Source organism: Fundidesulfovibrio putealis DSM 16056 (assembly GCF_000429325.1).
GTDB classification, from domain to species: Bacteria; Desulfobacterota; Desulfovibrionia; order Desulfovibrionales; family Desulfovibrionaceae; genus Fundidesulfovibrio; species Fundidesulfovibrio putealis.
In genome coordinates this window covers 19,623-37,798 of sequence record NZ_AUBQ01000006.1, presented here as the reverse complement: position 1 = coordinate 37,798, position 18,176 = coordinate 19,623, and the positions used below count along the sequence as shown (strand labels likewise).

The following is an 18,176-nucleotide window of genomic DNA, read 5'->3' as shown; positions in this document are numbered from 1 at the left end:
GGCGTAGTTGCACGGCGGGCCTGAGACGACACTTGCCTTTTTTATGCAAGAGAGTATGAGTTCCGCCGTCGGCGGTAGATGTTTGTTTCCGTACGATGTAACGCGGTAGAGGGTGGCTCCGTCATATACCGCAAGAGGAGGAAAACTCAATGAAGAGCAGACTGTTGTTGGCTGTTATGGCGCTTCTGTGCCTGTCCCTGATGAGCTTTGGCTGCGCCAGCAAGAAGGTGGCCGGTCCCGACAAGGACAACTGGGAAGAGCAGGAGCGCGAGCGCCTGGCTCGTGAGCGCGAACTGCGCGAGAAGCTCGGCCGCGTCGCCGGTGAGCTTGGAACCATGATCCACTTCGACTTCGACCGCTATGACCTCAAGCCCGAAGCCCGTCAGGTCCTGACCCGCAAGGCCGAGATCATGAAGCAGTACCCGGAGATCAAGCTTGTCGTCGAAGGTCACTGCGACCAGCGCGGCACCGCCGAGTACAACCTGGCCCTTGGCGAACGTCGCGCCCGCGCCGCCGCCGACTACCTGGTCAACCTGGGCGTCCCCACCGCCAAGCTCTCCATCGTGAGCTATGGCAAGGAACGCCCCCTGGATCCGGGCAACAACGAAGCCGCCTGGGCCAAGAACCGCCGCGACGAGTTCAAGCCCAGCTACTAAAATCGCCTCGTCACGCATGTGCGAAGGGCCGCAGGGAAACCTGCGGCCTTTTTGTTTTCCCTCCGTACACGTGCCGGATTTGACAACGCGCCCCTCTTCTGACAGCCCCTTGCCCATGAAAACTCCTTCCATCCCCCTGGACGACATGGGAATCGAACCCGTCACCCTGGCGGCCATCAAGGCCAGGGCGGCGCTGAACCAGCCCCCTATTTCCGAACGACCGCTTCAAGAAGCCCGCGAGGCGCTCGAAGAGGCTCAGGCGCAACTCAAGGACAAACCCTCCGCCCTCGTGGACGACGTCAATATCCCCGTCGGCCCCTCCGGCACGGTGGGCGTGCGACTCATCCGCCCGTCTGGCGTGCTCGGCAAGCGCCCCGTGGTCGTCTACATGCACGGCGGCGGATGGGTTCTGGGCAGCCCCGACACTCACGACCGCCTGGGCCGCGACCTCGCCGTCGCTTCCGGCGCTGCCGTGGCCATGGTGCGTTACTCCCGCTCACCCGAAGCCCGCCATCCCGAAGCTCTCGAACAGGCCTACGCCGTGTGCGAATGGCTGGCCGAGCACAGCGGCGCGGTCGGGCTGGACGCCTCCCGCCTCGCCGTCGCCGGAGACAGCGCCGGAGCAAACATCGCCGCCGCCGTGGCCCTCCTGTCCAAGCGCAGGGGCGGCCCCGCCATCCGCCAGCAGGTGCTCATCTATCCGGTCGTTGACGCGTCCTGCTCGCTGCCGTCCTACTTCGAATTCGAGAACGGCCCCAACCTCACCCGCAGCGCCATGCAGTGGTACTGGGACCAGTACGCCCCCGACGCCGGGCAAAAGAACGCCGATACCGCCACCCTGCTGAACGCCTCCCTCGACGATCTGGCCGGCCTTCCCCCGGCGCTCATCATCACCGCCGAGTTCGACGTGCTGCGCGATGAAGGCGAAGCATTCGCGCGCAAGCTGATACAGGCCGGAGTCGCCGTCACCGCCACGCGCATGCTGGGAACCATCCACGGCTTCATGGCCAACAACGCCCTGGCGCAGACCCCCGCTTGCCGCGCCTGCGTCACCCTGGCAGGTTCGATACTGCGAGAGGCGTTGAAGTAAGCAATGCCTCCGGCTGGCAAAGAGGGCGATGCTACTGGGGCTTCGCCCCAGCCCCCACCAGGGCTCTGCCCTGGACCCGCCAGGGGGATGATCCCCCTGGACCCTGCATCCGCTTCGCGTAACGCCCTGCTCCTACTTAGTCTCTTGCCAAATTATGAGCCCTGAAGCGCGCATAGCCGCGCTTCAGGGCTTATTTATTCTTGAATTCACGAGAATAGATGATGGAGGTGATCAGGATACGCTGCATTGAACACTCCCGAACGACCCCGCGACTATACTCTGGCGTACGTTTTGTCACTGCAACGTACGTTTTCGGCGGGGGCTGGTGGCTGTTACGGTCGGGTTCTGGCGGGCGGGCGACGAATCGTCTTCAAATCGGTTCGAGCCCGCCCGCTGAACACGAACGGGACAGCCACCAGCCGCCAGTCCCAACTCAAAACTCACGCGCACGACGCGAAGCGGAAAGCCAGGTCCAGGGGAGGCTTCTCCCCTGGCGGGTGCAGGGCAGAGCCCGCCGGGTCCAGGGCAGAGCCCTGGCGGGTCTGGGCGGAGCCCAGCTGCCTTCGAGGCATCCCCCCGACTACTCTACCCCGGTCACACCAAAGATCGTCTCGCCGCGCATGAAACTGTCGGCCATGGCAACCACGGCCTGCTCACTGGTCATGAGCATGTCGGTCTGACGCGTGAACTGCAGAAGCTTGCCCAACTGCACGAGCCGGTCTTCGATCAGTTCGGGGGTGTACTTCTGGAAGCGTCCCTCCACGCGGTCGGCGGTAACGGTAACGTTGAACCCCAGGCGTTCAAGTATGAGCGCGATGGCACGGGCGCGGCGTTCGCGGCGATCTTCCCCGGCAGCGCCGCCCTTGAAGGCGAAGGTGATGTAGTTCTTGTTGACGGTCTTGCCGCAGTAGGCGTCCAGCACGCCGTAGTGATAGCCCACGCGGGAGCTGAAGTTCAGGTACTTGTCGGAGATGATGGCGTAGCTGCGTTCGCCGAACCGCTCGGCCCCGAGGTTTGGTCCGTCCACCATCTGGCGTCCCACCACGGAGAGGAAACCGCGCAGATGAACGGGGCGCGGGCCTTTGGCCACGAACGCCTCATCGGCCAATCCGGCCAGCAGCGCGACGAAGGGGCGAGAGACCACGTCCGTACGGGCGGCTATGCCATTTTTGACGTTCTCGCAGGCCAGACCCCCGCCCAGGTCGATGACGTGCAGATCGAGGCCGACGCCTACGTCAAGGCGCACGGCCATGCCGCCCTCGCCGCAGGCCTGATCCCCCAGAGTGAACATTTCGGTGTAGGAACGCTCGTGAAGATAGCGTGTGATGTCGTGCAGGGTCTTGCAGTTGCTGGGGGCGAAGTCGGACGATTTGGGGTCCAGCAGATTGAGCGGCGCGATGAGCGCAGACAGGGAACTGAGCAGATGGTGCACAGGCGTTCCCAACATGGGCGTCGGAGGGGTGCTGACGTCGGAGAGGAGGGTTTCGACTGTGCCGTGGTAGACCCTTCGGTTGGCTGCGTCCACAGTGACGGTGAGGCCCGTCTGCAGCCTGCTGGTGGCCTGGGTGAGTCCAAGGATGGTGGGCACGCCGAACTCGCGGGTCAGCGACGCCATGTGGCCGGTGACGCTGCCGTGATCAGTGATGATGGCCTTGGCCTTGGTCATGGCCACCATGAATTTCGGGGATGAGTGCACGGCGACCAGAATCCCCCCCGCAGGAAAAGCGGCCAGATCGTCGTCGTTTCGCACCTGGAAGACCTCGCCGGAGCCGACCCCGGGGCAGGCTGTGTCGCCGCCTTCAAGCAACACCGTGTGTCCGGGAATGGCGGGTTGGGACGGCTGGCTTTGGGTGAGGTTTGATTCGAGCCCCGCAAGAGGGCGCGACTGAAGAAGAATAAGTTCGTCACGGTCGTCCACGGCCCACTCGACGTCCTGAGCTTTGCCGTAATGCTTCTCCAGCAAAGCCCCCCAGCCAGCAAGCTGCCGGATGCGATCTGGACTCAGGCAGGCCTGGCGCGCCTGATCCGGGGAGACTTGCTCCTGCTCCACTCCTCCGGCGGCCTTGGAAGAGAGCAGCACGGACTTTTGCGCGATCTCCTGGGAGAGTATCTCCAGGCCGGATTTACGGACAATATAGCGGTCAGGGGTGACCATGCCGTCCACGGCATACGGCCCAAGGCCCCATACCGCGTTTATGAGAATGGAATCGTCGGCCGGGTCAAAGGGATGGTGCGTGTACATGACGCCGCTGGAACGCGATGGCACCATGGCCAGACAGGCCACGCCCATGACCGCCGCCTCCTCGGGAACGCCCTTGAGCAGCCGGTAGGCCATGGCGCGCGGAGTGAACAGGCTGGCCGCCACATAGCGGTAGCTCTCGGCGAGCTTTTCGCGCGTGACGTTAAGAACGGACAGGTACTGCCCGGCGAAGGACAGCTCGCCGTCTTCGCCAACTGCGCTGGAACGCATGGCCACGCGGATGGCGTCGGGGTCCTTGCCAAGTCGCGCGGCAAGGGATGCGTGATGCGCAAGCAGTTGTTCCTCGAAGCCTGCCGGAAATGGAGCCAGCAACATGAGGCGCTGGATCTCCTCGCTGGCTTCCTGGATGGACACTGGGTCTGCGAGATCGAGCGCCATGGTCCGCTTTGCGATCTCCGATGACAGGTCGGACTCGCTCAGGAACGCGTGGAAGAGCGCCGTGCTGATGCCAAACCCTTCGGGGACGGGCAACCCGGCCTTGTTGCGCACCTCGCCGAGGTTGGCGCACTTGCCGCCGAACAGCTCTGAATCGACGGAAGAGATGTCCTCGAGCGTCTTGAACCAAACGCCGTCTGCATGGGAAATAACCGAGAGTGCCTCTTTCATGTCGGCGCGGATGGCCTCGATACGGCGGCGCAGTATCGCCTGCTCCTTCCCTGAAAGGTTCTCGAACCCGCGCACCATGCGCAGGCTGTGGAACACGGCCTGGCTGGCCATGGAGTGCAGGAAGGCCATGCCGAAAACTTCACGCCCCTGAAGTTTTTCCTCAATGGCCGTGATGATGCGGAGGAGCTCGGCGTTCGATTCCAGCAATTCCTGGAAGTTGACGTACTTGAATCGAAAGAAAGCCTGCCCCTTCTCCGGCGAGGTTTTTGAGTTCCTGAACAGGGGCCGGAACATTTTTTTTAAATTATTGATAATAGGGCTCTGCAAGCCGGGCATGTGACCTCCCGTGGTCGCGCTGTTTCGCGCAACAGGTTGTCTACATCACGCAATTCACCAGTTCTGAACACCCTCGGAGACAAGCACATAGCGTGTCGCCGGGCCTTTGCCCTTAACCTGAAGCAATCCCCGTTCCACCAGATCGCGCAAATCATACTGCGCAGTGCGAGGGGGTACGTTGCGCCCGACAATGGTCTGGTACTGTGAGCGGGACATGCTTCCGTGCTCCCGCAGGTACGCTATCCCGATCCTCTGGCGCTCGCTGAGTTCCACTGCCGAGTCCTGTGCCGGGAGCTTCTCGGATGAATCCTTGCGCGCGGTTTCAGGGAGCCGGAAGCTCGGGGATGGGCTTCGTATCGCACCCTGGTTCTGGGCATCGAAGCGCAGGTCCTCCACATGAATAACGTCGGAGTCGGCCATGGCCACCGCGCGCATGAGACAATGCTTGAGCTCGCGGACGTTTCCGGGCCAGCTGTGCGTTGCGATGCGCTCCCAGGCTCCGCGCGAGAGGGTCATGGCCGGTTTGTTCATCACCGCCGCCGTTTCCTTGAGGAAGGCGTCCACCAGCAGGGGGATGTCCTCCAGGCGCTCCCGCAATGGCGGGGTGTGCAGGGTAAGGACCCTCAGGCGATAATAGAGGTCTTCCCGGAAGGTGCCCTTGTTGACGCATTCCAGCAGATCCACGTTTGTGGCGGCGATGACGCGGGCGTCGAAGGGCGTCTCGATGTCGCTGCCGAGCGGGATGATCGTCCGTGCTGCCAGGGCGCGCAGCAGGGCCTGCTGAACCTTGGGCGAGGCGTTGCCGATCTCGTCGAGCAGGATGGTACCACCCTGTGCCGCCAGAAAGGCCCCCTTCCTGTCTCCCTTGGCTTCGGAAAATGCCCCCCGGACGTGGCCGAACAGGGCGTCCAGAAGCAGATTCTCGTCCAAAGCACCGCAGTTTATGGAGATGAACGGGCCTTCAGCGCGCCGAGACAGCCTGTGGATGGCCTGGGACGCAACTTCCTTGCCCGTGCCTGTCTCGCCGATGATGAGCACGTCCGGGTCCACCGAGGCAGCCTTGCGGATGAGCCACTTCAGGTCCCGCATGGCCGGGCTGGCACCGATGACCCCCTCCATGGCGTCGACTTCTTTGGGAGGCGGCAGCTTGTCGCCGATATCCAAAGGCTGTCGCCGGAATTGATCTTCAATGTGCGCGTCCTTCAGACGCAACTCCTCCTTCTGATATTGTATGGACTCCACAAGATGGTTTATGGATTCCTTCAGAAGGGTCGTCTCGCGATCCTTTTCCGGAAGATTGATAGGCATCAGCATGCCATCCTGGGGCATGGCCCTCACTGCGGCCGCAAGATCAAGGATCGGGCTGGTGATGATGCGGGACAAGAGCACAATAACACCGATGGTAAGCGTGGTTGCCGACAGGAATATCACCAAAAGAACATCGAATATCCGGTAATCTGCCGCAAGCAGAAGACGGGATTTGTCCATGAAGGCCACACCGCCCACTACCTCGAGGGGTTTGTCGGGATACGTCTTGAAGAGCACCGGGGCATAACCCAGCGAATAGTTGTCGTGCCCGAAGACGCCCAGGTCCAGGTCGATGCTGACGGTCTCGACTCCGGTCTGCGCGCCCTGGATGTTCACTACCATGTTCCAATACGCTTCGTTGCTCGCAGCGGGGCGAAACGCCCCGGCAAAGCCCGGCATGCCATGATCGCCGGCAAAGCCCGACCGTGCCATGTCCGTCGAAAGAGGCAGTTCGCGCTCCTCCAGGTTGCCCGACTGGAAAAGCATCCACCCCTGGCTGTCGAAGAAGAAACTGTAGCGCTTTACCGCTGTGCGGGGGAACGCCGCCAGCGGCGACCTGGGAGAGTTGTATAACGACAGGATCTCCCTGGCTGCCTTGCCATCCACCGAGAGCACCCAGAATCCCGTGATTTTTCCCTGCTGGTCTGCAACGGGCGTCGTCAGCCGGAACACATTGAATCCGATCCCGGCTTCAGCACCGGGGAGAATGCCCGGCGGGTACACGGTCTCCGTGAGTCCCTGCAAGGTGACCACGCCAGGACGCGCCTCGCTCAGGCGCGATGGCGCAAGCAGGGGAGAGTTGCTCACCCGCCCGGCCTGATCCTTGCGGACGCAATGCACTTCGCGTCCGTTGTCCACGCAAAGCTGGAGAGATTCGCCGTCAACCGACATGAATGCCAGCTCCTTGTAAACGCCCGGCCTTATGCCGGACTGAACTTCCATGAATCTTTTGGCAGTATCATCTGTCCGATCGGAACTCGCCAGCAGGAGAATATCCTGCCGCGCCTGGTCGAACAGATCGCTCAACGCATCCGCCTGCCCCATGGTCAGTACCTTGGTGGTCCGTTCCAGGGCCATGCTCAGATACCGGCTGGACACCACCTTGGTGGCGTATCCCGTGACGGCCAGCACCAGGACGATCAACGGGATTACGGTCAAAAGGAGCTTTTTCCGGATGCTCCACTGTGAGAGGGCGCCCATGCTTGCCAGCAGGCTTCCATGAACCGGCTTTTGAGGACCGAAAAAACCCATTCTCCTCGCCCCCTTGTTTGCGCGAACAATCGTTTAATTGCGCCACTATCGCGCTGATCAAACTCCCGCGACATCCAGACACGTTGCGTGAAACTATGAAATACCAATAATTTCGTCAAGTTCTATCGCGTGGCACGCCAGTTGCTATTCCAGGGCAATCGCGTCGCTGAAAAACCCCCAACGTGGAGGAGGAGCATATGAAGATACTGGCGGCATTGGACCTCTCGGCAACGGCCCAGACCGTACTCGAGAAAGCGGTGGCAACGGCCAAGCAGCAAGGAGCGGAACTGACCTTGCTTTGCGTGGCTGAAGATTTCATGGACATCGGCGACTACATGGATTCCGCGAGCGTGACCGGAAAGCTGCTGACCGCCGCGAAGAAGGCCATGGAAGAAGCCAAGGCCTCGGCAAAAGCCATGGGTGTGGACGCAAAAGTTGAAGTTGAGCAGGGCGTCTCCCCGGCCGACATCATCGTCCGCTACGCCACGGACAAGGCCATCGACCTGATCGTAATGGGCAGCCGTGGCAAGAGCGCCATCGACCGGTTCCTGGTGGGAAGCGTCACGTCCAAAGTCGTCGCGCATGCCCCGTGTTCCATCCTGGTTATCCGCTAAATCCGAAGATCGAGGAGCAGACCATGAAGAGAATAACGCAACTGTGCACGATGGTCTTTCTGGCCCTGACCGTTCCCGGACTGGCCCTGGCGGCTGGCGGCGGCGGCGCTCCCATCGTCCTGGTGGCCGACACCCGCAAGCTTGACGGCATCATGGCCTGGTGGGCCAACCTCTACAACGAGAGCCACCTGTACTTCACCATTCTGACCATCGTCATGATTCCCACCATCGGCATCCTGTTCGGCGTGCTGGCGGACATCGTGATGCATTTCATCGGCCTGGACCTCAAGTCCCGCGACCTGGCGGAACACTAAGCCGCGCGAAGGAGAAATACCATGGAATGGCTCTACATTCTGATGCCCATTGCGGGCGTGAAAATTTTCTGGCCCGGCCTGGTCATCCTGGGCGTGGGCGTGGGAATCATCGGCGGCTTCTTCGGAATGGGCGGCGCCTGGATGGTCACCCCCGGCCTCAACATCCTCGGCTTCCCCATGGCCTTCGCCATCGGTACGGACATCGCCCACATGGCGGGCAAGTCCCTTATCGCCACCATGCGCCACGGCAAGTTCGGCAACGTTGACTACAAACTGGGCGTCATCATGATCGTCGGCACGGTCGGCGGTTTCGAGGTGGGCGCACAGATGGTCATGTGGCTGGAACGGCTGGGCAGCGTCGATAAGGTCGTCCGCTACATCTATCTTATCCTGCTGTTCCTCATCGCCTGGATGGTCTTCCACGATGTGAACAAGCGCCGCATGAAGGAAAAGGCCGCCAAGGCCGCCGGACAGGAAGTGGACGCCCTGGCCACCGGCATCGAGTGGCACAAGACCCTGCACAAGATCAAGATTCCCCCCATGGTGCACCTGCACGTGGCCGGCATCTACTGCTCCGCCTGGCTGCCCATCGGCGTCAGCTTCCTCACCGGCTGGCTGGCAGGCATCCTGGGCATCGGCGGCGGCCTGATCCGCATGCCCGCCCTCATCTACCTGCTCGGTTGCCCCACCCACGTGGCCGTCGGCACCGACCTGTTCGAAGTCATGATCTCCGGCCTGTACGGCGCGGCCTCCTTCACCTTCAAGGGACGTACCGAGCTGGTCGCGGCCATCGTCATGCTCTGCGGCGCCTCCATCGGCGCTCAGGTGGGCACCGTGGCCACCAAGTACATCAAGGGCTACGGCATCCGTATCGCCTTCGGCCTGGCCGTCGTCGGCTGCGCGGTCTCCATCGCCATGAAGATGATCGGGTCCGCGTACAAGAACCTGTATCAGGCCATGGACATCGCATCCACGGTCCTCATTCTCGGCCTGGTGTTTGGCATGAGTGCCTACATCGCCGTGAAGATGGTCCAGGGCGCCAAGGCTGAACTGGCCGCCAAGAAGGCCGCGAACTAGGCTATGAGCCAAGGAGCAATGAACATGAAGCGCATATCTCTCTTCGTGGCCGCCCTGGCGCTGGCCTCGCTCATGGGATGCACCGACTTCGGGAAGGTGGACCAGGGCCGTGTGGTGGCCTTCGACAAGCAGGCTGGCAAGGTCACCTTCATCCGCGACAAGAAAGCTGAACCCCTGAACCCAGACTATACCGGGCTGCCGCCCGTGACCTACACCATCCCGACCGACCCTGCGGAAATGGGTCCTGATCCCAAGGCCGGGCTGCGCATGAAGCTGGACACCCAGAAGAGCCAGATCATCATATACGATCCGCAGGCCCAGGCTTTCAAGACCATCGTGTTCAAGATCCACGACATGCAGGAGAACGTGGACCGAGACCATCCGCTGGTCTTCGACAAGGAGTCCGGCAAGGCCAAGGTGTTCCCGATGGTTGACAAGACCAAGAAGACCGTCACCGTGTACTCCGCCCGCCAGAAGATGCTCGTCACCTTCAGCGTGCCCGAGGAATACATGTCCTGGCCCGACAGCACCTGGGATGCCGGCGACGAAGTCCGCGTGTACTACAAGGAAGACGGCAAGTCCTTGCGGTTCATGAACATCAGCAAGACGGACATCTTCAAGAAGTAAGGGAATCCTCGGCTGACCCCGCCACAGCCAGGTTTCCATACCGTCTGGACCGGAGGGTCGTCTTAAACGGCCCCCCCACTCCGCCGCCCCTCCGGTCCAGACACTTCAGGAGCAATGCATCATGAACATCAGACAGAGAATCACCCTGATCGCAGTGGACGTGGCCATCCTCGCCGAACTCTGCGTCGGCATGCGCGCCGCCTCGCTTGATCCCGACAATTTCACCGCCGCATTCTGCAAAAGCTTTTTCATGCTGTTCCTGCCGACCCTGTTTTCGGGTATCGTCCTGATCAGGTTGCTGCGCGACAAGCCGCAGACCGCCCAGCAACAGCAGACCACACCTGAAGCGGCGTAACGAAATGTCTTCCCGCACTCTGCGCGCGCAGCATTTCCAAAAGGTCCATGAAGGCGGCACGCGCGACGCCCATGGACGACACAGGCGGGCACGCATGAACATTTCCCAGGCTCAAGGACTGCGACAGCTCATCGGTTGGCTGACCGCAGCCCTCCTGTTTACCGCCCTGGCCTGCCTGGCCGACGCGCTCGCCGCCGGTTTCAAAGGCGAGACCCGCATTCTCCAGGGAATCCCCGGATCAACGCTGCCCATCAACGCCCCCTTGCCCCCTGGCGCGGAATCGATCAAGGAAATTCGCGTCCTTGGCGGCGATGACAAGGTCACCCTGGTTCCGGAAGAGGTCTACACCGGCTTCTGGCTTGGCGGAACCATGTGGCGCGGCAGTGTGGTCGTATCCCCCGACGCGAGCCCCGGCACCTGGACCCTGACCCTGGAAGGACCGCCTCTGGCCGAAAAACCCAAGGGAATGCTCCCGGTAATTTTCACCGTGACCGTCCACGAGGACGCCATGGCCCAGCAGAAGGCCTCAGCATCCTTCATCACGCGCCACAGCGGGTACGAACCCTTTGCGGTAAGCGCCCTGCTGGCCGGGCTGGCCCTTCCCGGCGGGCTCGCCGGATTCCTGCTCTCCAGACGGATCGAGCAGCTGTTGACTCTTGAGGGAAAAGCCATAGTGTATATGGTAAAGAAGTCCGAGGAAGGCACGCGCGCCACCTTTTCACTGGGGCGTGAGCACGGCCTTACTCCCGGGATGGACGTTATCTTCGTGGACCAGGCCGGACACCGGACCGGCCAAGGCCATGTGGTCGAGAGCCAGCTTACGGATTCCACCGCCACCATCACGTCCGGCTCCTGCACCATGGGAGATCTGGCCGTCCTGCCCGACTTCAAGGGAGGCTTGCCCCGTCAGGGGTGATCACCAACACCGCAGACCGATCCTGAATCGGCAGGAGGTTGCGCCATGAAAGTGCTCGCTTGCATCGACCTGTCCACCCAGGCCCAGACTGTTCTTGAAAACTCCGCCGAATTGGCCAAATGGAAAAAAGCGGAACTCATCATCTTCACGGTCGCGGAGGATTTCATCGATTTCGGCGAAGGAGTGACCCTTGCCCTGACCGAACAGATCAAGGAGCAGGCCCAGAAACGCCTTGAGGAAGCCGGGAAGAAGGTCCAGGACATGGGGATCACGGCGCGGACGGTCATGGATTACGGATCGTCACCGGCAGACTCCATCCTGACCTTCGCCGAGAAGGAAGGCGTGGACCTGATCGTTCTCGGCAGCAGGGCCAAGACCGGGTTGGACCGCTTCCTTATCGGCAGCGTGGCCAGCAAGGTGGTGGCGCACTCCACCTGCTCGGTAATGGTGCTCCGCTAGCGCGAATTGCATTCCGGCACGAAAAGACTCCCCGCGACGGCTCGTCCGTCGCGGGGAGTCTCTGTTTCAAAGCGATTCTTCCAGCAGGCTAGCCGGTCTTGGATCCCGAAGGCGCGATCACGAAGAACGACCCGCCCGCCTTGCCCACCAGGCGGCCTGCGTCGTCGGTCACCAGCGCCTCGGCGGAGATGATCCGCCTGCCCTTGTTCACCAGCGTGGCCGTGGCGCAAAGCCCGCTCGAGAGGACAGGCCGGAAATAGCGCATGGTCATCTCGATGGTGGCCGTTTTCTCTTCGTGCTCCAGATTGGCCAGCACCACGTGCGCCATGGCCTCGTCGGCCAGGGCGGCCACGATGCCTCCGGCCACGGCTCCCGCCCCCTGGATGAACTCCGGCCTGAAGGGGACTTGCAGCACCACGCGCTCCGGGCCGATCTCCTGCACGGAGATTCCAAGAAAGGCGAACAAGGGATTCACGGCCTGTCCCGGCTTGCGGACGGCTTCGAGATACGCTGTCGGCATGGTTCAGACCGCCTGAGTCATCCGCTGGCCCTGGGGATCGATGGGGAGGATGATGTAGAAGTTGTTGCCCAAGGGCGTCGCCTCGTAGCCGACCCTGCCGCCGTGCAGGGTGACGACCTCCCGGATGAAGTACAACCCGTGGCCAGTGCCGTATTCACCTTGGGAGTTCTCGCCCCGGTAGCCTTCGGAAAAGAGGCGCTCGCTCTGTTCGGGGCTCATGGGCGGGCCGGAGCTGAACACGTTCAGCTTGATGCCGTCGCGCCCCGGCTCGAAATAATCCTTCAGAATCTCCCAGCCGTAGGACATGAACTTACGCCTATGGCCCCTCTCCTCCACTTCACGCGTGTATTTCACCACGTTGGAGAACAGGTTGGCGTACACCTGCGACACCAGGCCCACGTCCACCACCACCTCGATCTCCTGATCCGGCACTCCGCCCATGGAGGTGTCGATCTCGATCCCCCGGTCGGTGAGCCTGGAGCGGTACCGTTCCACCTGGGGATCGATCACCTGGCTCTTGAAGTTGCACTTGCGCTTTTCCAGGACGTAGCGCCCTTCCTCGAAGTGGCTGGTCCGCAGCAGCGTCTCCAGGAACAGGCTGGTGTTCTGGTAGTGGCTGTATATTTCCTTGAACTGGTCATGGATGGCGTTGTAAATATAGTCGATGTCCTGGTCGAGTCTGTCCCATTCTCCGGACAACTCCTGCCCATTCTGGGAAAGATCCTGCATCATGCTCTTGAACTTCACCTGAAACGGTTTAATAAGGCCAATTCTCGCCTCGAGCCGCTTGTAGAAGAGCTTGAAGTACATGTTCGGGACTATGACGTTATGCCCGATGTCCTTCACAAGATTTCGTATGAACTGGACGTGTTCCTTGTTCTTGAGGCTTATGAAGCGGTTGTGAAGCTGGAAGCCGATCCTGTTGGCGTAACGGCCCCAGAAGAGCGTGTCGTGCTGGGTGAGGCTGTCCGCCGGAAATATCTCCAGCATGCCGATTATGTCACCCTGCGGAGTGAAGGGCAGCTGCGAGATAAGCTCCCTGTTGGCCTTGATGGGGATGAGCAGGTGCCCGTCCTTTACCATGATCTCTTCGGCGAAGGTGATCTTGCCGTCGGTGCGAGGACAATGGGAGGCGCAGCAACTGAGGATGTCCTGCTGGCCGTCGATGACGTAGAGGGTGCACTCCAGGTTGAAAAGCGACTTGGGGATCATGACGCACACGGCGTACACGTCCTCCACATCGGTGAATTCCTGGGCCAGATCGAAGAAGATGTTCAGGGCGACGCTTTGAAGCTGCGTGAAATTATACGAGCGATAGCTTCCGAGCTTGTCACGAATACGCCTCTCGACCAGTTCCAGGCGGGACTGGTGCAGATCCTCCCGTGAGGGTTCCGCTACCGGGGGAGGGGAGTTCTCGATGTTGTCCATGTCCGGCTCCTGGCGTATTCTCTATCGAGCTCTACCCAAAGCAGTACACGGACACAGTATCAATGACAAGAAGAAGAGGGATTTCTACTGTTTCAGACTGATGACAGTTTCGCCTGGGGCGTAGCCCTTGAGCTGGCCCAGCATGGCTGCAATACCCGCCTGCAGGATGCGCCCGACGAAGGGATTGAGCGGCAGAGGCGCGCCATTCACCGTTATGGACAGCTCGCCGCCGACGGCGGTGCAGTCCGCAGGAGAGGCTGCTCCGGACACGATCTCCACGGCCAACTGGCGGCAGTTCTCCCTGCCGCAGCCACCGCAATCGAGACCGGGCAGCAGGAACGACCGCTCGGACACGATGCGGGCCAGCTCGCGGACGTCGCTCACGGCAGGAACGCCGTCCACGCCCTCAGGCCCGTAGACCGCGAAGGCCAGACCGTCTTGCCCCGCGCCCAGCCTGCGCGCCTCTTCGGCGTCGCGGGCGATGACGATGCGTCCCATCACGCCGAGGGTCTTGCCGCCCTCCACCACCAGCATGTCCTGGCCCAGAAGCGGCAACATGTCCATGAAAGGCTTGCGCTCACGCCAGAAGATGGCGGATTCGGACTCGCCGATGGCCCCAACTGCGGGGCTCACTTCCAAAAGCTTGGCCGTGTCCGTGGAGGATTTGTCCAGGCCTGCCTGGTGGGTGAACTTGAGCGACGAGGCCGGGATGCCCAGGGCGGCGAGCTCGCGGATCACGCTGGCGCAAAGAGTGGTCTTGCCCGTATTCTTGAATCCCACGATGTTCACGGCTCGCATGCGGCACCCTCCTGAGGCAGTTTTTCGATCCCGGTCCTGGGGGCGAGACGGTACATCTCGTCGCACAGCGAGTCCAGCCATTCCCGGTCGTGGCTCACGGCCACCACGGTCAGCCCCCGACGTTCCCGATCCGCCAGTACGGCCCGGCGCACCATCTCGGCGCTCTCCGGGTCCAGCCCGGCCGTGGGCTCGTCCAGAAGAAGAGCCACGGGTTCAAGGGCCAGTCGCGCGGCCAGGGCCACGCGGCGCGCCTCCCCGCCGGAGAGCTGCCACCACCAGCGGCGCAGGTAACGCCCCGGATCAAGGCCCACGCGCTCCAACGCCTGGGCGGCGGCGTCAGGGTTTCGAACGCCCCTGGCCTTCAATCCGTACAGGACGTTGGCCTCCACCCTGCGGCGCAGAAGCGCCGGATCCTGCGGCATGAGCACAGCCTGCCTACGCAGCCGCACGTCGCCGCTGCGGCCCGGCTCGCCGCAGAATGTGACGGTGCCTGAGGCAGGGGGCATCAGAAAAGACATGATGGAAAGCAAGGTGCTCTTGCCCGCGCCGTTAGGGCCGCGAATGCCCACTATGCTTCCCCGCGCCACCTGAAGCCCGGAGCATCGTAGCGCCAGATGGCCGCCGAACCGGTGCTCCACGTCACTGAGGTCATAGACGAGACTTGCGGAAGAATTCATGGCCCCATCCTGCGTTTGAGCACCGCCAGGGCCGCGTTGACCCCGAGCGCAATCCCCAGGAGCACCACGCCCAGGGCGACGCCCTGCGCGAACTCGCCCTTGCCGGTCTCCAGGGCGATAGCTGTGGTGATGGTGCGGGTGTGCCACTTGATGTTGCCACCGACCATCATGGCTATGCCCACCTCGGACACCACCCGCCCGAACGCGGCCACGGCCCCGGCCAAAACACCGAAGCGGGCCTCCCACAGCACCCCCAGGAGCAGCTGGCGCGAATCGGCGCCGAGGGTCAGGAGGGTCAGGCGAAGCCGCGAATCCATCTGCTCCACGGCGGAGGCCGTGAGGCTCACGATCATGGGCAGGGCCAGGAGCGTCAGGCCAAGGGCCATGCCGGGCACGGTGAACAGCAGGCCGAATTCGCCGAAGGGTCCCCGGCGCGACAGCATGGCGTACACCAGCAGGCCGATTACCACCGTGGGGAAGGCCATGAGGGCATCGGAAATCATGCGCAGGAAACGCCGCCCCGGAAAGCGGAAATAACCCAGGCAGAACCCGGCGGGCAGCCCTGGAATCAGGGCCGCGCCCATGGCCAGGGCTGTCGCCTCCAGGGTGGCGGAAACGGCGGAAAAGGTCTCGGCGTCGCCGGAGGCCAGAAGGCCCCCGGCGCGCGAAAGACCATCAAGGAGGTAGTTCATTATTTCCCGGCGTTGGGGAAGAAGAGCTGTTTGTTCATAAGCTTGAAGTCACCGATGACCTTCTGGCCCTCGGCAGAGGCGATCCAGGAGGCGAAGGCTTCAGCTGCGGCCAGCTTGGCCTTGGGACATTTCTCGGGGTTCAGGGTCAGCACGCTGTACTGATTGCGCAAGGAGGGGTCGCCCTCCACCAGGATGTCCATGCTCTTGGACTCCGGCGAGGACTCGAACTGGATCCAGGTGCCCCGGTCAGCCAGGACATATCCGCCCTTTTCGGCAGCCATGCGCAGGCACTGAAGCATGCCCTGCCCGCTGGAAACGTACCAGGTTTCCTTGTCAGGGGCGTCCATGGCGGCCACCTTCCAGAGCTTGAGCTCGGCCATGTGCGTGCCGGACTTGTCGCCACGGCTCACGAAGGTGGCCTTGGCGGCGGCGAGGCCCTTCAGCGCGTCGGCCACGCTCTTGCCCTTCACCTTGGCCGGGTCGGCCTTGGGGCCGATCAGCACGAAGTCGTTGTACATGATCTGCGTCCTGGCCTTGCCGGCGCCCTCTTCCATGAACTTCTTCTCGGCGTCGGGAGCGTGCACCATGAGCAGGTCGGCGTCGCAGTTCTTGCCGATCTCCAAAGCCTTGCCCGTGCCCACGGCGACCCAGCGCAGCTCGAAACCGGACTTCTTCTTGAACGCTTCCGCCAGCACAGGCAGGAGGCCCGTGTCTTCCGTGCTGGTGGTTGTGGCCATCATCAGGACCTTGTCCTGAGCCAGCACCGGGAACGCGCACATAAGAACGCACAAGACGACAACCGTCTGTATTGTCTGCTTCATTTCACTCCGCCTCCTATGACATTTCTGACAGGCTTGCCAGATCAATACAACTTATGTCAATCACACCACATGACAGTACACGACTCGGACCTCGCGCATTTACCGTGCAGGCAGTTCAAGGACGGCTCCTGGCGCACCTTCCAGGATGAAGCGGCCCCGGAAATCCCCGTCGCCCTCGCCGTTGAGGGCGGACGCGACAAAACCCTCTGGGCCTTCCCCGACGGACTGCCCGACCTGGCGCTCGGGCACGCCCTGCTGGACATCTGTCCGGCGGGCATGATCCCCGTGCTGACCACCTTGGGGACGCAGGAGTTCAGCGTGCGCTTCGAGCCGGGCTCGCCTCCTGCCGCGCCCGCCTGGCCCGGCGCGCTCTCGCCCGAAGACGTGCTGCGGGGAGCGGCTCAGTTCATGGGCATGGCCGGACGCTGGGACGCCACCGGCTGCTTCCACAGGGCAGCCCTGTACGACCCATCCCAGAAGACCTTCGTGCACCACGTGGAAGACATCGGGCGCCACAACTGCCTGGACCGGCTTGCAGGCTGGGCCCTGGCCGGACGCCACCCCCTGGCCGGGCAGGTGCTCTACGTCACGGCGCGCGCCACGGCCTCGCTGGTGGGCAAGGCGGTCCGCTCCGGGTATGCGGTCATGGTCAGCCGTTCGGCCGTGACCACTGCCGGAGTCGAGACGGCCCGCAAGGCAGGCATGACACTGCTTGGCTTCTCCCGCGAGAACCGCTTCAGCATCTTCACCGACACGCATGGCCGCATCGGCGACGAATCCTGATACTGCGGTCGTCCTGGCCGGAGGAAAAAGCCGCCGCCTGGGCCGGGACAAGGCCGCCGTGGAAATCGATGGGCAACCCATGCTGGCCAGGATGGTCGCGCTCGCCCGGCGCTTCTGCCCGGCCGTGGCAGTTTCCGGACGCGACCCCGCCCCCCTGGTGACGGGCGTGCCCTGGTTCCTGGATGACGCGCCCGGCCTTGGTCCCATGGGGGGCATCATCACTGCCCTGGAGCGCTTCCGGACCCCCTGCCTCGTCCTGTCCTGCGACCTTCCCCTGCTGGACGCAGGCACCCTGGAGACCCTGCTGGCCGCATGGCGCGTCCGCCCCGCCCATGCTGTGCTCACCACATTCGAACAGACCGAAACGGGCTTCATCGAGGCCCTGGTGTCGGTCTACGAACCCGAGGCGGCGATTCTGCTACGCCAAGCCAACGAAGAAGGCTGCCGGAAGCTCTCCCGAGCCATTCCGGCAGCCTGTCGTCATTGCGTGCCCTATTCGATGAAGGAGTCCCGCCCCTTCTTCAACGTGAACACCCCGGCGGAACTGGCCGAAATACTCGCCTGACTTCCTTTCGCCCGTTCCTGGGC

20 protein-coding genes are annotated in these 18,176 nt (G+C 62.6%); 11 read left to right on the top strand and 9 right to left on the bottom strand.

Translation table 11 applies throughout. The features are described from left to right. The first annotated feature begins 149 nt into the window (after nt 1-149). Complete coding sequence (gene pal / locus G453_RS0107480; protein WP_027190554.1) at nt 150-656, top strand: peptidoglycan-associated lipoprotein Pal; 507 nt, start codon at nt 150-152, stop codon at nt 654-656. A 115-nt stretch (nt 657-771) separates the two neighbouring features. Then, nucleotides 772-1,746: an alpha/beta hydrolase gene (locus tag G453_RS0107475; RefSeq protein WP_051271970.1), complete on the top strand. Its 975-nt coding sequence runs from the start codon at nt 772-774 to the stop codon at nt 1,744-1,746. A 440-nt stretch (nt 1,747-2,186) separates the two neighbouring features. Here the strand turns inward: G453_RS0107475 and G453_RS29000 are convergent, their stop codons facing one another. The 3 genes from G453_RS29000 to G453_RS0107465 are packed head-to-tail and all read right to left on the bottom strand — an operon-like array spanning nt 2,187 to nt 7,456. Next, a complete protein-coding gene (locus G453_RS29000) occupies nt 2,187-2,318 on the bottom strand; it encodes a hypothetical protein (protein ID WP_268870767.1) in 132 nt (43 codons plus the stop codon). A gap of 8 nt (nt 2,319-2,326) precedes the next feature. Beyond that, nucleotides 2,327-4,948: a PEP/pyruvate-binding domain-containing protein gene (locus G453_RS0107470; protein ID WP_084502165.1), complete on the bottom strand. Its 2,622-nt coding sequence runs from the start codon at nt 4,946-4,948 to the stop codon at nt 2,327-2,329. Nucleotides 4,949-5,002: 54 nt separating this feature from the next. Beyond that, nucleotides 5,003-7,456, bottom strand: a complete 2,454-nt coding sequence (locus tag G453_RS0107465) for a sigma 54-interacting transcriptional regulator (protein ID WP_169725302.1) — start codon at nt 7,454-7,456, stop codon at nt 5,003-5,005. Nucleotides 7,457-7,704: 248 nt separating this feature from the next. Here G453_RS0107465 and G453_RS0107460 point away from each other — a divergent pair, with 248 nt between their 5' ends. The 7 genes from G453_RS0107460 to G453_RS0107430 all read left to right on the top strand — a co-directional run bounded on the left by G453_RS0107460 (nt 7,705) and on the right by G453_RS0107430 (nt 11,869). Beyond that, a complete protein-coding gene (locus G453_RS0107460; protein WP_027190550.1) occupies nt 7,705-8,121 on the top strand; it encodes a universal stress protein in 417 nt (138 codons plus the stop codon). A gap of 23 nt (nt 8,122-8,144) precedes the next feature. Further along, entirely contained in the window at nt 8,145-8,435 is a 291-nt protein-coding gene (locus G453_RS0107455) for a DVU0150 family protein (RefSeq protein ID WP_027190549.1), read from the top strand. Nucleotides 8,436-8,456: 21 nt separating this feature from the next. Next, nucleotides 8,457-9,512 carry a sulfite exporter TauE/SafE family protein gene (locus G453_RS0107450; protein WP_027190548.1) on the top strand — a complete coding sequence of 352 codons (1,056 nt, stop codon included), beginning with the start codon at nt 8,457-8,459 and terminating at the stop codon, nt 9,510-9,512. Between the two features lie 24 nt (nt 9,513-9,536). Beyond that, nucleotides 9,537-10,139, top strand: a complete 603-nt coding sequence (locus G453_RS0107445; RefSeq protein ID WP_043644990.1) for a DUF4881 domain-containing protein — start codon at nt 9,537-9,539, stop codon at nt 10,137-10,139. Nucleotides 10,140-10,260: 121 nt separating this feature from the next. Next, nucleotides 10,261-10,494, top strand: a complete 234-nt coding sequence (locus G453_RS22910) for a hypothetical protein (protein ID WP_051271968.1) — start codon at nt 10,261-10,263, stop codon at nt 10,492-10,494. Nucleotides 10,495-10,588: 94 nt separating this feature from the next. Beyond that, complete coding sequence (locus G453_RS26155; RefSeq protein WP_051271965.1) at nt 10,589-11,410, top strand: hypothetical protein; 822 nt, start codon at nt 10,589-10,591, stop codon at nt 11,408-11,410. A 45-nt stretch (nt 11,411-11,455) separates the two neighbouring features. Then, nucleotides 11,456-11,869, top strand: coding sequence for a universal stress protein (locus G453_RS0107430; RefSeq protein ID WP_027190546.1), 414 nt, complete (start codon nt 11,456-11,458; stop codon nt 11,867-11,869). A gap of 88 nt (nt 11,870-11,957) precedes the next feature. Here the strand turns inward: G453_RS0107430 and G453_RS0107425 are convergent, their stop codons facing one another. The 6 genes from G453_RS0107425 to G453_RS0107400 all read right to left on the bottom strand — a co-directional run bounded on the left by G453_RS0107425 (nt 11,958) and on the right by G453_RS0107400 (nt 16,805). Continuing rightward, nucleotides 11,958-12,389: a PaaI family thioesterase gene (locus G453_RS0107425; RefSeq protein ID WP_027190545.1), complete on the bottom strand. Its 432-nt coding sequence runs from the start codon at nt 12,387-12,389 to the stop codon at nt 11,958-11,960. 3 nt (nt 12,390-12,392) lie between these two features. Further along, on the bottom strand, nt 12,393-13,817 hold the full coding sequence (locus G453_RS0107420; protein ID WP_051271962.1) for a sensor histidine kinase: 1,425 nt from the start codon (nt 13,815-13,817) through the stop codon (nt 12,393-12,395). 84 nt (nt 13,818-13,901) lie between these two features. Beyond that, on the bottom strand, nt 13,902-14,615 hold the full coding sequence (locus tag G453_RS0107415; RefSeq protein ID WP_027190543.1) for a molybdopterin-guanine dinucleotide biosynthesis protein MobB: 714 nt from the start codon (nt 14,613-14,615) through the stop codon (nt 13,902-13,904). Continuing rightward, nucleotides 14,603-15,292, bottom strand: a complete 690-nt coding sequence (locus tag G453_RS22900) for an energy-coupling factor ABC transporter ATP-binding protein (RefSeq protein WP_051271959.1) — start codon at nt 15,290-15,292, stop codon at nt 14,603-14,605. The genes G453_RS0107415 and G453_RS22900 overlap by 13 nt, the downstream gene beginning before the upstream one ends. Continuing rightward, nucleotides 15,289-15,984, bottom strand: a complete 696-nt coding sequence (locus G453_RS0107405; protein WP_027190542.1) for an ABC transporter permease — start codon at nt 15,982-15,984, stop codon at nt 15,289-15,291. The genes G453_RS22900 and G453_RS0107405 overlap by 4 nt, the downstream gene beginning before the upstream one ends. Continuing rightward, nucleotides 15,984-16,805: a substrate-binding domain-containing protein gene (locus G453_RS0107400; protein ID WP_027190541.1), complete on the bottom strand. Its 822-nt coding sequence runs from the start codon at nt 16,803-16,805 to the stop codon at nt 15,984-15,986. The genes G453_RS0107405 and G453_RS0107400 overlap by 1 nt, the downstream gene beginning before the upstream one ends. A 69-nt stretch (nt 16,806-16,874) precedes the next feature. Here G453_RS0107400 and G453_RS0107395 point away from each other — a divergent pair, with 69 nt between their 5' ends. Both G453_RS0107395 and mobA read left to right on the top strand, forming a co-directional pair. After that, nucleotides 16,875-17,588 carry a formate dehydrogenase accessory sulfurtransferase FdhD gene (locus G453_RS0107395; protein ID WP_027190540.1) on the top strand — a complete coding sequence of 238 codons (714 nt, stop codon included), beginning with the start codon at nt 16,875-16,877 and terminating at the stop codon, nt 17,586-17,588. Then, the gene (gene mobA, locus G453_RS0107390; protein WP_027190539.1) at nt 17,563-18,153 is read left to right on the top strand and encodes a molybdenum cofactor guanylyltransferase; all 591 of its coding nucleotides are present in this window, start codon (nt 17,563-17,565) and stop codon (nt 18,151-18,153) included. The genes G453_RS0107395 and mobA overlap by 26 nt, the downstream gene beginning before the upstream one ends. Nucleotides 18,154-18,176 lie beyond the last annotated feature (23 nt).

Bases quoted from the DNA above. Each gene is read 5' to 3' on its own strand.
- pal (WP_027190554.1), top strand. From the start codon at position 150: ATGAAGAGCAGACTGTTGTTGGCTGTTATGGCGCTTCTGTGCCTGTCC.
- G453_RS0107475 (WP_051271970.1), top strand. From the start codon at position 772: ATGAAAACTCCTTCCATCCCCCTGGACGACATGGGAATCGAACCCGTC.
- G453_RS29000 (WP_268870767.1), bottom strand. From the start codon at position 2,318: ATGCCTCGAAGGCAGCTGGGCTCCGCCCAGACCCGCCAGGGCTCTGCC.
- G453_RS0107470 (WP_084502165.1), bottom strand. From the start codon at position 4,948: ATGCCCGGCTTGCAGAGCCCTATTATCAATAATTTAAAAAAAATGTTC.
- G453_RS0107465 (WP_169725302.1), bottom strand. From the start codon at position 7,456: ATGGGCGCCCTCTCACAGTGGAGCATCCGGAAAAAGCTCCTTTTGACC.
- G453_RS0107460 (WP_027190550.1), top strand. From the start codon at position 7,705: ATGAAGATACTGGCGGCATTGGACCTCTCGGCAACGGCCCAGACCGTA.
- G453_RS0107455 (WP_027190549.1), top strand. From the start codon at position 8,145: ATGAAGAGAATAACGCAACTGTGCACGATGGTCTTTCTGGCCCTGACC.
- G453_RS0107450 (WP_027190548.1), top strand. From the start codon at position 8,457: ATGGAATGGCTCTACATTCTGATGCCCATTGCGGGCGTGAAAATTTTC.
- G453_RS0107445 (WP_043644990.1), top strand. From the start codon at position 9,537: ATGAAGCGCATATCTCTCTTCGTGGCCGCCCTGGCGCTGGCCTCGCTC.
- G453_RS22910 (WP_051271968.1), top strand. From the start codon at position 10,261: ATGAACATCAGACAGAGAATCACCCTGATCGCAGTGGACGTGGCCATC.
- G453_RS26155 (WP_051271965.1), top strand. From the start codon at position 10,589: ATGAACATTTCCCAGGCTCAAGGACTGCGACAGCTCATCGGTTGGCTG.
- G453_RS0107430 (WP_027190546.1), top strand. From the start codon at position 11,456: ATGAAAGTGCTCGCTTGCATCGACCTGTCCACCCAGGCCCAGACTGTT.
- G453_RS0107425 (WP_027190545.1), bottom strand. From the start codon at position 12,389: ATGCCGACAGCGTATCTCGAAGCCGTCCGCAAGCCGGGACAGGCCGTG.
- G453_RS0107420 (WP_051271962.1), bottom strand. From the start codon at position 13,817: ATGGACAACATCGAGAACTCCCCTCCCCCGGTAGCGGAACCCTCACGG.
- G453_RS0107415 (WP_027190543.1), bottom strand. From the start codon at position 14,615: ATGCGAGCCGTGAACATCGTGGGATTCAAGAATACGGGCAAGACCACT.
- G453_RS22900 (WP_051271959.1), bottom strand. From the start codon at position 15,292: ATGAATTCTTCCGCAAGTCTCGTCTATGACCTCAGTGACGTGGAGCAC.
- G453_RS0107405 (WP_027190542.1), bottom strand. From the start codon at position 15,984: ATGAACTACCTCCTTGATGGTCTTTCGCGCGCCGGGGGCCTTCTGGCC.
- G453_RS0107400 (WP_027190541.1), bottom strand. From the start codon at position 16,805: ATGAAGCAGACAATACAGACGGTTGTCGTCTTGTGCGTTCTTATGTGC.
- G453_RS0107395 (WP_027190540.1), top strand. From the start codon at position 16,875: ATGACAGTACACGACTCGGACCTCGCGCATTTACCGTGCAGGCAGTTC.
- mobA (WP_027190539.1), top strand. From the start codon at position 17,563: ATGGCCGCATCGGCGACGAATCCTGATACTGCGGTCGTCCTGGCCGGA.